Source organism: Lysobacter brunescens (assembly GCF_042677005.1).
GTDB classification, from domain to species: Bacteria; Pseudomonadota; Gammaproteobacteria; order Xanthomonadales; family Xanthomonadaceae; genus Lysobacter_I; species Lysobacter_I brunescens.
Map to the genome: position 1 here is coordinate 808886 of NZ_JBHTIF010000001.1, position 12702 is coordinate 821587.

The 12702-nt window shown below is 69.6% G+C and carries 11 protein-coding genes and 1 tRNA gene; 8 read left to right on the forward strand and 4 right to left on the reverse strand.

The features are described 5' to 3' along the window. The first annotated feature begins 54 nt into the window (after positions 1–54). The 5 genes from zwf (at position 55) to ACFQ0E_RS03350 (ending at position 5803) form a co-directional block, all read left to right on the forward strand. Positions 55–1518: a glucose-6-phosphate dehydrogenase gene (gene zwf, locus ACFQ0E_RS03330; RefSeq protein ID WP_386822275.1), complete on the forward strand. Its 1464-nt coding sequence runs from the start codon at positions 55–57 to the stop codon at positions 1516–1518. Between the two features lie 102 nt (positions 1519–1620). Continuing rightward, entirely contained in the window at positions 1621–2325 is a 705-nt protein-coding gene (gene pgl, locus ACFQ0E_RS03335) for a 6-phosphogluconolactonase (RefSeq protein ID WP_386822276.1), read from the forward strand. Next, the gene (edd, locus tag ACFQ0E_RS03340) at positions 2326–4173 is read left to right on the forward strand and encodes a phosphogluconate dehydratase (RefSeq protein ID WP_386822277.1); all 1848 of its coding nucleotides are present in this window, start codon (positions 2326–2328) and stop codon (positions 4171–4173) included. Then, positions 4170–5177 carry a glucokinase gene (glk, locus tag ACFQ0E_RS03345; RefSeq protein ID WP_386822278.1) on the forward strand — a complete coding sequence of 336 codons (1008 nt, stop codon included), beginning with the start codon at positions 4170–4172 and terminating at the stop codon, positions 5175–5177. Before edd ends, glk begins: the two co-directional genes overlap by 4 nt. After that, complete coding sequence (locus ACFQ0E_RS03350) at positions 5174–5803, forward strand: bifunctional 4-hydroxy-2-oxoglutarate aldolase/2-dehydro-3-deoxy-phosphogluconate aldolase (RefSeq protein ID WP_386822279.1); 630 nt, start codon at positions 5174–5176, stop codon at positions 5801–5803. The genes glk and ACFQ0E_RS03350 overlap by 4 nt, the downstream gene beginning before the upstream one ends. Positions 5804–5807: 4 nt before the next feature. Here the strand turns inward: ACFQ0E_RS03350 and ubiA are convergent, their stop codons facing one another. Continuing rightward, positions 5808–6707 carry a 4-hydroxybenzoate octaprenyltransferase gene (gene ubiA, locus ACFQ0E_RS03355; RefSeq protein ID WP_386822280.1) on the reverse strand — a complete coding sequence of 300 codons (900 nt, stop codon included), beginning with the start codon at positions 6705–6707 and terminating at the stop codon, positions 5808–5810. Positions 6708–6772: 65 nt separating this feature from the next. On the opposite strand from ubiA, the gene ACFQ0E_RS03360 reads away from it, so the two are divergent. Next, a tRNA-Arg gene (locus ACFQ0E_RS03360) sits at positions 6773–6849 on the forward strand. Between the two features lie 79 nt (positions 6850–6928). Here the strand turns inward: ACFQ0E_RS03360 and ACFQ0E_RS03365 are convergent. From ACFQ0E_RS03365 to ACFQ0E_RS03375, 3 genes are read right to left on the reverse strand one after another with little or no spacing between them, the layout of a single operon-like run. Then, positions 6929–7462, reverse strand: a complete 534-nt coding sequence (locus ACFQ0E_RS03365; RefSeq protein ID WP_386822281.1) for a cytochrome b — start codon at positions 7460–7462, stop codon at positions 6929–6931. After that, positions 7459–8538: a catalase family peroxidase gene (locus ACFQ0E_RS03370; protein ID WP_386822282.1), complete on the reverse strand. Its 1080-nt coding sequence runs from the start codon at positions 8536–8538 to the stop codon at positions 7459–7461. The genes ACFQ0E_RS03365 and ACFQ0E_RS03370 overlap by 4 nt, the downstream gene beginning before the upstream one ends. Continuing rightward, complete coding sequence (locus tag ACFQ0E_RS03375; protein WP_386822283.1) at positions 8535–9194, reverse strand: ankyrin repeat domain-containing protein; 660 nt, start codon at positions 9192–9194, stop codon at positions 8535–8537. The genes ACFQ0E_RS03370 and ACFQ0E_RS03375 overlap by 4 nt, the downstream gene beginning before the upstream one ends. 121 nt (positions 9195–9315) lie before the next feature. On the opposite strand from ACFQ0E_RS03375, the gene ACFQ0E_RS03380 reads away from it, so the two are divergent. Further along, entirely contained in the window at positions 9316–10182 is an 867-nt protein-coding gene (locus tag ACFQ0E_RS03380) for a LysR family transcriptional regulator (RefSeq protein ID WP_386822284.1), read from the forward strand. A gap of 403 nt (positions 10183–10585) precedes the next feature. Then, positions 10586–12634 (forward strand): S8 family peptidase, encoded by a 2049-nt coding sequence (locus tag ACFQ0E_RS03385; RefSeq protein ID WP_386822285.1) that lies wholly within the window; start codon positions 10586–10588, stop codon positions 12632–12634. The last annotated feature ends 68 nt before the right edge of the window (positions 12635–12702 follow it).

Genomic DNA, 12702 nt, shown 5'->3' on the forward strand with positions numbered 1-12702 from the left:
CGTCGCCTGCTGCGCGCGGATTACGCTTGCTGGCCCAGATTCCCGGATGACACCGTGCCCGCCACCCCCGCGACCCTGCTGACGATCTTCGGCGCCACCGGCGACCTGGCGCAGCGCATGCTGCTGCCGTCGCTGTACGGCCTGCATCGCGACGGCCTGCTGCCCGAGGGCCTGCGCATCCTCGGCACCGCGCGGTCCTCGCTCGACGATGCGGGCTTCCGCGAGCTGGTCGATGCCGCGCTGCGCCGCTTCGTGCCCGCGTCGTTCATTGATGAGACCGCGATCGCTTCTCTGCTCGATCGCGTCCACTACCAGCCCGCCTCGCTCGACGACGACGCTTCGATGGCGGCACTCGCGTCGCGCGTCTCGTCGCTGCGCTCGGGCGACGTGCTCTACCACCTCTCCACCTCGCCGTCGTTCTACGTCCGCGCGTGTGCTGCGCTCGCCGCACACGGCCTCGCCGGTCCGGGCACCCGCGTGATGCTGGAGAAGCCCATCGGCCACGATCTTGCCGAGGCCGTCGCGATCAACGACGGCGTCACCGCGTGCTTCGACGAGGATCGCGTCTATCGCGTCGACCACTACCTGGGCAAGGACGGCGTGCAGAACCTGCTCGCCCTGCGCTTCGGCAACGCCCTGTTCGAGCCGCTGTGGAACGCGCGGCACATCGAGCAGGTGCAGATCACCGTCGCCGAGACCGTCGGCGTCGAGGGACGCGGCGACTACTACGACGGCTCCGGTGCGATCCGCGACATGCTGCAGAACCACCTGCTGCAGCTGCTGTGCCTCACCGCGATGGAGCCGCCCTCGCAGTTCGAGCCCACGGCGGTACGCAACGAGAAGATCAAGGTCCTGCGCTCGCTGCGGCCGATCGGGCGCGGCGATGTCGCCTCGGAGACCGTCGCCGGTCAGTACACCTCCGGTGCGATCTCCGGCCAGTCGGTGCCGGGCTATCTCGAAGAGTTGGGCCGGGGGAGTCGCACCGAGACCTTCGTTGCGTTGCGCGCGCACGTCGACAACTGGCGCTGGTCGGGCGTGCCCTTCTACCTGCGCACCGGCAAGCGCCTGCCGCGCCGCTGCACCGAGATCTACCTGCAGTTCCGCGCCGTGCCGCACTCGATCTTCGCGCGCGGCGGCGCCGCAACCCAGCCCAACGCGCTGGTGATCCGCCTGCAGCCGGAGGAGCGCATCGAGCTGCAGCTGATGCACAAGACCCCGGGCCTGGACCGCAGCGGCTTGCGCCTGTCGCAGGTCTCGCTGGACCTGGACCTGGACGAGGAGTTCGCCAGCGTGCGCCGCAGGCTGGCGTACGAACGGCTGTACCTCGATGCCATCGAGGGCAACGGCACCCTGTTCGTGCGCCGCGACGAGACCGAGGCGGCGTGGCAGTGGGTCGATGCGATCCTCGACGGCTGGCAGCAATCGCAACAGGCGCCGCGTCCGTACGCCGCCGGCACCTGGGGCCCGACCGCAGCGGTCGCCCTGGCCGAGCGCCACGGCCACAGCTGGCGCGAGTGAAGGGAGACACGCATGCATGCACAGGCTCGGCTGTACACGCTTCCGGTCCGCGATGTGCGGGAGAGGCATGATCGCCATGACCGCAACCGGAGGGACCCCGCGATGGCGGTGATCGAACACGCCTACGAGGACAGCGCGGTGCTGGCCGAAGCCGTGGCCTCGCGCCTGCGCCAGGCCTGCACCAGCGCCCTGGCCCATCGCGGCCACGCCTTGCTGTGCCTGGCCGGCGGACGCACGCCGTTCCCGGCGTATCGGCAGCTGGCCGCGAGCGCGGGCATCGACTGGGAGGATGTCGCGATCGTCCCGGGCGACGACCGCTGCGTGCCCTGGGACCATGCGGCGAGCAATGTCGCCTCGCTGCGTTCGGCATTCGCCGAGGCCCAAGGCGTGCGCGTCGGTGCGCTGACCACGCCCGACGGCGATCCCGGCGCCTCGCTGCAGCATGCACGCACGATGCTCAGCCGCCATGCCGACACCTTCGACGCGGTGGTGCTGGGCATGGGCGAGGACGCGCACACCGCCTCGCTGTTCCCCGGCGCGCGCGGTCTGCCGGCGGCGCTGGCCCCGGCCTCGCGCGAGGACGCGTTCCTGATCCATCCCGAGCCGCTGCCGCCGGAGGCGCCGTACCCGCGCATCACCCTGGGCCTGGCGCGGCTGCTGCGCACGCGGTCGATCCATCTGATCGTCACCGGTCAGCGCAAGCGCGAGGTGCTGCGCGAGGCGATGGCCGCCAACGACCCGCTGCGCCATCCCATCGCCGCCGTGCTGCGCGCCGCCCGCGACGTGCATGTGCACTGGAGTCCGTGAGTGAGCCTGCACCCCGTCACCGAGCGCGTCACCGAGCGCATCGCCGAGCGTAGCGCGAAGACGCGCGCCGCCTATCTCGCCCGCATCGACGCCGCACGCCCGTCCGGCCCTGCGCGCAAGGACCTCGGCTGCGGCAACCTCGCCCACGGCTTCGCCGCGTCGGGCGCGGACAAGCCTTCCCTCAAGGCCGGACACGCCGGGCACATCGGCATCGTCACCGCCTACAACGACATGCTCTCGGCCCACCAGCCGATGGAGCACTACCCCACCCTCATCCGCATGGCCGCGCGCAATGCCGGCGGGTCGGCCCAGGTCGCCGGCGGCGTGCCGGCGATGTGCGACGGCGTGACCCAGGGCCGCGCGGGCATGGAGCTGTCGCTGTTCTCGCGCGATGTCGTGGCCCAGTCCACGGCCATCGCGCTGTCGCACGAGATGTTCGACGCCGCGCTGCTGCTCGGGGTCTGCGACAAGATCGTGCCGGGGCTGCTGATCGGCGCGCTGGCCTTCGGGCATGTGCCGGCGATCTTCGTCCCGGCGGGGCCGATGCCCTCGGGCCTGCCGAACAAGGAGAAGGCGGCGGTGCGCCAGCGCTTCGCCGAGGGCAAGGCGACGCGCGAGGAACTGCTCGAAGCGGAGTCGGCCTCGTACCACGGCGCGGGCACCTGCACCTTCTACGGCACCGCCAACTCCAACCAGATGCTGGTGGAAGTGATGGGCCTGCACATGCCGGGCACGGCGTTCGTGAACCCAAACACGCCGCTGCGCGATGCGCTGACGGTGGCGGCGGCGGAGCAGGCGCTGCGCATCACCCACCTGACGAACGACTACCGGCCGATCGGCCGGGTCGTGGACGAGAAGGCGATCGTGAACGCGATGGTCGGACTCGCCGCGACAGGTGGTTCGACCAACCACGCGATCCATCTGGTCGCGATCGCAAGGGCCGCCGGCCTTATCATCGACTGGGACGACCTGGACGAACTCTCAAGGCACACGCCGCTGCTGGCACGGGTGTACCCGAACGGCAGCGCGGACGTGAATCACTTCCACGCGGCCGGCGGTCTGGGCTTCGTGATCCGCGAGCTGGTCGAGGCGGGGCTGATGCACAAGGACCTGCTGTGCGTGCATGGCGGCGACCTGCTGCGGCAGGCCACGGTGCCGGCGCTGGAAAGCGGGACGAAACTGGTGTGGCACGATCCGCCGACGCAGTCGGGCGACACCACGATCCTGCGCGGGGTGAAGGAACCCTTCGATGCCGAGGGCGGCCTGCGGCGACTGCAGGGCAACCTCGGCCGCGCGGTGGTGAAGGTCTCGGCTGTCGCGCCGGAGCATCGCCGCATCGAAGCGCGGGCGAAGGTGTTCGAGACCCAGGACGCGCTGCTGGCGGCGTTCAAGGCCGGTGAACTGACAGGCGACTTCGTCGCGGTGGTCCGAGGCCAGGGTCCGCGCGCCAACGGCATGCCCGAGTTGCACAAGCTGACCCCGACGCTGTCGGTGCTGCAGGATCGCGGGCAGCGGGTCGCGCTGCTGACCGACGGCCGCATGTCCGGCGCCTCGGGCAAGGTGCTGGCGGCGATCCACGTGAGCCCGGAAGCCGCCTGCGGCGGCGCGATCGCGATGCTGCGCGAGGGCGACGTGATCGCGATCGACGCCGAGGCCGGCACGATGCAGGCACTGGTCGACGAAGCCGAGTGGTCGGCACGTGAACCCGTGCAACCGAACCTCGCCGCCAGCGCCCACGGCACCGGCCGCGAACTGTTCGCCACCATGCGCCGCACCACGACCTCCGCCGAACGCGGCGCGTGTGGCTTGTTCGGCGATGACGACGATGGCGCGGAGGCGTCGACATGATCTTGCATGAACCGCTGGCGCTGCCGGCCCTGATCGCCGACATCGGCGGCACCAACGCGCGTTTTGCCTTGACCGACCTCGCGTCCGCCGCGCCGCGCGTGCTGCAGCCGCAGAGCCTCGATGCCTCACGCTTCGCCAGCCTGCAGCATGCAGCCGAGCATTACCTCGACATGGTGGGCGTACGCCCGAAGCACGCGGCGATCGCGGTGGCCTGCCCGGTCGACGGCGAGGAGATCCGCCTGACCAACCGCGCCTGGTCGTTCACCCGGCGCGAGCTGCAGGCATCACTGGCGCTCGATCACCTGCATGTACTCAACGATTTCGGCGCGGTCGCCTGGTCCGTACCCGCGCTCGGCGAGGAAGACCGCATCGTGCTGCACGGCGATGACGATGCGCTGCGCGAAGGCCCGATCACCGTGCTCGGTCCCGGCACCGGACTCGGCGTCGCGCTGCTGGTCGGCCACGACGCGGACTGGCAAGTGGTCGAGACCGAAGGCGGCCACGTCAGCTTCGCGCCGCTGGGCGACGAGGAGCATGCGATCGCGCGCTGGTTCTCTGCGCGTTTTGGCCGTGTGTCGAACGAACGCCTGCTCTGCGGCGCCGGCCTCTCGCACATCGACGCGGTGCTGCGCGATGCGGTCGATCACACCAATGGCCAGCACCACGCCCTGCGCGAACCGGCCGACATCGTCAGCGCCGCGCTCGAAGGCCATGACCTGGCCGCACGTCGCACCCTCGCCCGCTTCTGCGCCGTGCTCGGCAGCGTCGCCGGCGATGCCGCGCTGATCCACGGATCGCGAACGGTGATGATCGCCGGCGGCATCGTCCCGCGTTTCGTGCCCTTCCTGCGCAGCAGCGCGTTCCGCGAACGCTTCCTCGCCAAGGGCCGCTTCGCCGCGTATCTCGAATCGGTGAACATCCGCGTCATCACCCACACCTGCCCGGGCCTGCTCGGCGCGGCGATGGCGCTGCGCGCCGATCTCGCGAAGGAGCATGCACGATGACGCCCGAGCAGCTGCAGCGCATCGACGCCATCCTGCGCGCTGCGCCAGTGGTGCCGGTGCTCGCGATCGACGACCTCGACGACGCCGTGCCGCTCGCACATGCGCTCGTCGACGCAGGATTGACCGTGCTCGAAGTCACCCTGCGCACGCCGGTCGCGACCGACGCCATCCAGCGCATGCGCGACGTGCCCGGCGCCATCGTCGGTGCCGGCACCGTGCTGACCGCGCACGACTACGAACGCGCCGTGAAGGCAGGCGCGACCTTCGTCATCTCGCCAGGCGCGACCGAAAGACTGTATGAGGCAGCCAACCTTTTCGATGTGCCCCTGCTGCCCGGCATCGCCACCGCCAGCGAACTGATGCGTGGCCTCGAACACGGCTGGACCCGCTTCAAGTTCTTCCCCGCCGAAGCCAGCGGCGGCATTGCGGCGCTGAAGGGTTTCGCCGGCCCGTTCCCGCAGGTGAAGTTCTGCCCCACCGGCGGCATCGATGCCGCGAAGGCGCCGGCCTATCGTGCGCTGCCGAACGTGCTCACCGTCGGCGGCTCGTGGATGGTGCCGGCGGATGCGCTGAAGGTGAAGGACTGGGCGCGGATCGGCGCGCTCGCTGCGGAAGCCGCGCGCTGACGCCTCAGCCCTTCATCCACAGCGCCACCGCGAGGCCGATGAAGACCACCATGCCGACCCAGTGGTTGCCGAGGAAAGCACGGAAACAAGCGGCACGTTCGCGGTGGCGGGCGATGACGAACTGGTGCGCGACCAGCACCAGCGCAACGCCGAGTCCCGCCCAGTAGGCGATGCCGAGATCGGCCTGGTGGCCGACGAAGCCCATGCCGAGGAAGAACAGGGCGTAGAGCACGCCGAGCGCGACGAAGTCCATGTCGCCGAACAGGATCGCCGTGGATTTCGAGCCCGCGCGCAAGTCGTCCTCGCGGTCGACCATCGCGTACCAGGTGTCGTAGCCGGTGGTCCAGCAGATGTTGGCGACGTACAGCATCCACGCGATCGGCGGGACCTCGCCGCGAATCGCCGCGAACGCCATCGGGATGCCCCAGCCGAAGGCCAGACCAAGATAGACCTGCGGCAGGTACGTGTAGCGCTTGAGGTAGGGATAGCTGGCGGCGAGCAGCACGCCGACCACGCTCATCAGCACGGTCAGCCGGTTCATCGTCAGCACCAGTGCGAACGCGACGAGCATCAGCACCGCGAACACCGCCAGCGCCTCGCGGCCGCGCACCGCGCCGGTGGCGAGCGGTCGGCCCTTGGTGCGTTCGACCTGCGGGTCGAGCCAGCGGTCGGCGTAGTCGTTGATCACGCAACCGGCCGAGCGCGTCAACCACACGCCGAGCGAGAACACCAGCAGCGTCCACCATGGCGGCACGCCATCGGCCGCGAGCCACAAGCCCCACCACGTCGGCCACAGCAGCAGCAGCCAGCCGATCGGCCGGTCGCCGCGCACCAGCGCCCAGTAGAGGCGGGCACGCGCGCGCCAGTCGGGACTTTCCACGGGAATTTCGGGGGTTTCGCTCATCGGAAGGGCACTGCGGACGGGGGAGGCTCGCGTCGATCGCCCGAATCGGGGACAATGGGCGTCACGCGCCTGTAGCTCAGCCGGATAGAGTAGCGGCTTCCGAAGCCGTTGGTCGGGGGTTCGAATCCCTCCAGGCGCGCCATCTTCCTTCGGACAATCCTCCAGTCGGGATTTCCGGCCATCGCGTCCCGCGATGGCGCCACACACCCGGCAAACCTGCGTCACTCCCGGCCGGTCATGCTCTCGAACACGCCGTCGCGCCTCACCCAAGCGTGGTGCAGGGCGCCGGCGATGTGTGCAAGCACCAGCGCGAAGAAGGCGTAACCGAGAATGCCGTGCGCGCTGCGCAATACGGTGTAGAGCGCGGGATCCTGCGGCGCGAGCGGCGGCAACGTGAAGCCGAAGGGCAGCGCGACGAGATAGCCGCCGGCCGAGGACATCGCCCAGCCCAGCAGCGGCATCGCGCACATCAGCGCATACAGCGCCACGTGCGAAGCGCCGGCGATGCGGGCCTGCAGCGTGGGCAGCGAGGCAGGCAGCGGCGGCGGTGGATTGCGACGACGATGCCGCAGGCGGATCAGCGCCAGCAGCAGGATCAGCAGACCCAGTGGACGGTGGAGGTCGATGAGCCAGGGCCGCAGTTCGAGCGATGCGACCATGGCCACGCCGATGAACAGCATCGCCAGGATCATCGCCGCCATCGACCAGTGCAACCAGCGGGCGGTGCGGGTGAAGTGCGTACGCGGTTCGCTCACTGGGCGTCTCCCGTTGCCTGGCCGGCGCCGCCGGCGACTTCGCGCTGGCGGCGGTTGAACGACACCGAGTACGCCGCGGCGCGCGCGGCCAGCACCGGGTCGCGCGAAGGCGCGATGCCGACAGGCAGCACAGTGGGATCGAAGTTGATGTCGCGGCAGTCGCCGGTGGCCTGGTCGTAGGCGCGCTCCATCACGAAGGTGCCGGCCGCCACGCGCTGACGCGTTCCGGGCCAAGGCTGCGAGGGGTTCTCGATCGGGTCGCCGGGTTCGGCCAGGGTCAGCTCCAGTGTCCAGCGCAGCGGGCCCTTGGCCAGTCGCGCTGCGAGTTCGTCGGTGAGGTAGCTGGCCTCGGCGGCCTGGCGCCGCTCGGGCGGAAGGGGTTCGAACGGCGCCTGCGGCACGAACGACCAGCGCACGTAACGGCGCTCGCCCGACGCGCTGGTGAATTCGAAGGCATGCACGCCGTTGTAAGCCGTATTGGCGAAGCTGCTCGACCACGGCGCCGAGCTGGCCCAGGCCATGAAGTTCGCGGCTTCCGGATGACGGGCGAGGAAGGCCTGCATCTTCGCCGGATCGGGCTTGCCGGTAGCCGGATCCGGCCGTGAAGCCAGGATCTGCTCGGCGAAGGCCTGCGGCGTGGACACCGCGAAGAACGGGAAGCTGTTCATCGCCAGCCGCCACTGCTGGCCGTCGTCGGTATCGAACTGCAGCGCGAGGCTGCGCACACGCGCCTGCGCCTCGGCGCCGAGCGGGTCGGCGCCGCCGATCGACAGGCGGCCGATAGCCGGCGTACGTGGCTGCGAGAACACCCGCGCCTGCGACAGCGACGCCGCCTCGGCCGAGGGCTCGAAGTAACCCGCCACGCACACACCGCGCGCATGCGCGCGCCGGAAGCCTGTGAAGGGCTTGCCGTTTTCGATGGTGTCGACGAGGCGCGGCGCGGTGAGCCGCGCCGGGGTCAGCCAACCCGCCGTCCAGGCGAAGGCAGCGGCCAGGCCGCCCACCACGACAGCGATACCGGCGAAGGGAAGCACGGGCCGCCAACGCAGCGGAAAACGGAAACGGGGCGAGGTCACGGCGTTCTACCTCCGATGATGGCCGTCTGCAGCAGGGCTTCGATGGCAAGGTGCCCGAGGCGTCGGGCATGTTCGAGCGGCGTCACGCCCTCGTTGTCCGCCAGCGCTGGATCGGCACCGGCGTCCAGCAGCAAGCGCACGATGGCCTGGTGACGCTCGCCGCCATCGCCGAGGATCACCGCTTCGAGCAGCGCCGTCCAGCCGAGGCGGTTCACGTGATCGACATCGACGCCGGCCTCGATGAGCCGGCGCACCGTCTCGACGTGGCCGCGCTCCGCCGCCGGGATCAGCGCGGTCCCGCCGTAGCGGTTGGTGCTGCGCAGGTCCGCACCGTGGGCGAGCAGCAGTTCGAGGATCTCCAGATGCCCGCGCGCGCCTGCGTAGAGATAGGGACTGTCCCCGATCGCATCCTTCGCGTTCACGTCCGCGCCCGCCGCGACCAGCAGCCGCGCCGATGCGATGCGGTTGGCGTGGGTGGCCGCGAGCAGGGCCGTCCTGCCTCGCGGATCGCGATGGCCGATGTCGGCACCGTCCCGCAGCAGGCGCTCGACCGTGTGCGCATGGCCGGACTCCGCCGCCTCGACCAGGAGCGCATGCTTCGAAACGCTGTCGGCCTGCGATCGTCGTGGAATGGAAGCGTCGATCGTCTGTTCCATGCTGCCTTCTCCAGAATGGATGGATGGGCCGCCGGGAAACCGGCGGACGACCCGCGCAGACTAGGGAGCGCGATTGCCAGTGTAAAATTAAATCATTGAATCATTCCCAGTGGCTTCGCGAATGACCCTGCACGACCCGACCCTGCTGCGTGCCTTCGTCGCTGTCGTCGAGCACGGTGGCTTCACCCGCGCCGCGCGCGCCCTGCACCTGACGCAATCCACGGTCAGCCAGCAGGTGCGACGCCTCGAACAGGCGGCCGGGCACCTGCTGCTCGATCGCAGCGGTCCGCACCCGTTGACGACGGAAGCGGGCGAACGCCTGCTGGGCTATGCGCGCCGGCTGCTGGCGCTGGGAGAGGAAGCGCGTGCAGCGATGGGCAGGGTCGCGCAGCAGGAGGTGATCCGCCTCGGCGTGCCCGAAGACCTCGGCGGCCGGGCGCTGACGCCCGTGCTGTCGACCTTCGCGCGACGGATGGGCGCTGCAGTGAAGCTCGAAGTCACCAGCGGCATGAGCCATGACCTCGTGGCCGGCTATGCACGCGGCGACTTCGAACTCGTCCTCGCCAAGCAGCGACGGCCCGACGGCGTGCATGCATGGCCGGAGACGCTCGCCTGGGTGGACAGCAGGCGACATCCCTGCCTAGGTCGCGAGCCCTTGCCGGTCGCGGTGTTCCCGGAGGGCGGCCTGTATCGCGAAGAGATCTTCGCCTGGCTCGATGCGCACCAGAAGAACTGGCACGTGGCCTACAGCAGCCCGAATCTCGCCAACCTGCAGGCGGCTGTCGCCGACGGCCTCGGCCTGAGCCTGCTGCCGCGACGGGCCGTATCGGAGGCTTCGCACCGGGTGCTCGGTCGTCGCGACGGTTTCCCCGAAACGCCGTGCCTGTTCCTGACCATGCACTACCCTGCCGGCGCATCGGCCGCGGCGCTCGAACTCGCGACCTGCCTGGCGCGACGATGCGGAGAGCTGGCCGCGCGCGCGAAGTGATCGCAGCGGCCATGCAGCGGTGATCGCAGCGGTTCGACAAACGATCGTCATCCGCATCGCGAGCGCATCTTCGATCGCCGGATGCGCATCGCCATGCAGCGAAACGCATCGGCACAGGCATCCATCATTGATCGATCATCGCTCGATGCGCATATCGATTGACACAGAATATTGCGCTGCATGCATCTCACCTGATCAGGGGATGACACCCGTCATCGCGCGGGCGTAGGCTGCAGACGCGGGTTGCAGGAAAGGAAGCATGGACAACGCTTCATTCGTCATCGCGATGTCCCGGCATGACGCGACCCGCTCAACGGACTGACCTGATGGACCGATCGGAAGGACCGATCGAGAGGACTGCTCAGTCCGCATCGTCACTCACACCATGGACAAGGAACGTACGATGAAACTTCGGATGCATCATCTCGCCTTCGCCGTCGGCGCTTCGCTGCTATGCGCCGCCGCGCCCGCCTTCGCAGGCCAGTTCCGCACCACCGCGAAGCCGATCAAGGGCCAGTACATCGTGGTACTCAAGCCGCAGGCTGCGAGCCTCGTCGGCGAATCCAGCCGCATCAGCCGCGTGCCGGTGGCTGCGAGGTCGATCGCCCTGCAGCATCGCGCCAGCCTGATCCGCACCTACGACCGCGTGCTGCGCGGCTTCGTGGTCCGGGCCGACGACAAGGCGCTCGCCAGGCTGCTCGCGGATCCACGCGTGGATTACGTGGAACAGGACGGCATCGCCATGCCAGGCACCATCCAGACCGGTGCGACCTGGGGCCTGGATCGCGTCGATCGCCGCCTGCTGCCGCTCGACACCTGGTACACCTACGACACCACCGGTGCCGGCGTGCACGCCTACGTGATCGACACCGGTCTGAACGTCACCCACAACGAGTTCACCGGTCGCGTCGGCCTCGGCGCCGATTTCATCGGTGGCGGCGTGAACGACTGCAACGGCCACGGCACGCATGTCGCCGGCACCATCGGCGGCACGACCTACGGCATCGCCAAGGCCGTCACGATCCATCCGGTCCGCGTCTTCGGCTGCAGCGGCGGTTCGCCGTGGTCGACGATCATCGCTGGCATGAACTGGGTCGCCGCGAACCACGTCGCTCCCGCTGTGGTGAACATGAGCCTGGGTGGCGGCGGCAATGCCTCCGCCGATGCTGCAGCCCTGAACCTGCAGACCACCCATGGCCTCACCGTCGTGGTCGCGGCAGGCAACAGCAACGCCGATGCCTGCGGCTTCTCTCCGGCGCGCGCGCCGGCGCTGATCACGGTCGGGGCCACGGACGCCACGGACGCACGCTCGATCTGGACATCCGGACAAGCCTCGAACTGGGGCAGCTGCCTCGACTGGTTCGCACCCGGCACCAACATCACTTCCGCATGGATCGGCAGCAACACGGCCATCAACACGATCAACGGCACGTCGATGGCCGCGCCGCACGTGGCAGGCGTGGCCGCGCGCTACCTGCAGACGTATCCGACCGCGACGCCCGCAGCGGTGCGTGCCGCGATCCACTGGGCCAACAACATCTTCGGCGTGACGCCGTCCTGGCCCGGCGTCGCCAACCGCGGCACCGGCTCGCCGAACGAGCTGCTGCATTACGGGTCGCTCAACGACGGCTACAACGACGGCGATCCCCACATCAGGACCGTCAACGGCCTTTACTACGACTTCCAGACCGGCGGCGAATTCGTCGCGCTGCGCGGCCAGGGCATGGAGTTCCAGACCCGGCAGCGTCCGGTGGACAGCCTGCCCTGGGTCAGCGTCAACACCGCCGTCGCCGCGCGCGTCGGCAAGCATCGCGTGACCTGGCAGCCCGGGACCGGCTTCACGCCCGATCCGTCGGGCCTGCAGCTGCGCATCGACGGCGCGGTCACCTCGCTGCCTGCAGGGGGCATCGCGCTGGACGGCGGCAAGGTCTCGCCGCAGGGCAGCACCGGCATCGTCATCGATTTCCCGGACGGCACGAAGATGACCGCCAACGCGCATTTCTGGTCTTACGGGAACGTCTGGTACCTCAACGTCCGCGCCTACAACACGCAGGCGACCGACGGCATCATGGGCGTGCTCAAGCCCGGCGAATGGTCGAGCGCTGGCTTCTCCGACAAGTGGCGCGTCAGCAAGCGCATCGGCACGCGCAGCCTGACCACCGCGCGGACGACCACGCGGGCGATCGCACAGGAAGAGGGGGTCAATGAAAGCCTGTTCGACTACGACCAGGACCTGGGACCGGAGAAGTTCGTCAGCGAGCCCTATCCGACCGACAGGATCCCGCCGATGGATCCGCGGAACGTGGAGCTGGCGAAGCAGGTCTGCGCACGGGTCAAGGACGAGAAGCTGCAGCGGGACTGCCTGTTCGACGTCGGCACCACCGGCGACCCGGTGTTCGCCGAGGGCGCGGCCGGCGAGGCGACCCTGAAGCGCGCGATCAAGTCGCGCTGACGATCCGGTGCCGTCGGGGCCTGCCCGGCGGCACCTCTCGGCCGGAGGCGGCCGGCGGCTTCGCGCCT

Bases quoted from the DNA above. Each gene is read 5' to 3' on its own strand.
- ACFQ0E_RS03350 (WP_386822279.1), top strand. From the start codon at position 5,174: ATGACGCCCGAGCAGCTGCAGCGCATCGACGCCATCCTGCGCGCTGCG.
- glk (WP_386822278.1), top strand. From the start codon at position 4,170: ATGATCTTGCATGAACCGCTGGCGCTGCCGGCCCTGATCGCCGACATC.
- ACFQ0E_RS03385 (WP_386822285.1), top strand. From the start codon at position 10,586: ATGAAACTTCGGATGCATCATCTCGCCTTCGCCGTCGGCGCTTCGCTG.
- ACFQ0E_RS03380 (WP_386822284.1), top strand. From the start codon at position 9,316: ATGACCCTGCACGACCCGACCCTGCTGCGTGCCTTCGTCGCTGTCGTC.
- ubiA (WP_386822280.1), bottom strand. From the start codon at position 6,707: ATGAGCGAAACCCCCGAAATTCCCGTGGAAAGTCCCGACTGGCGCGCG.
- ACFQ0E_RS03375 (WP_386822283.1), bottom strand. From the start codon at position 9,194: ATGGAACAGACGATCGACGCTTCCATTCCACGACGATCGCAGGCCGAC.
- pgl (WP_386822276.1), top strand. From the start codon at position 1,621: ATGGCGGTGATCGAACACGCCTACGAGGACAGCGCGGTGCTGGCCGAA.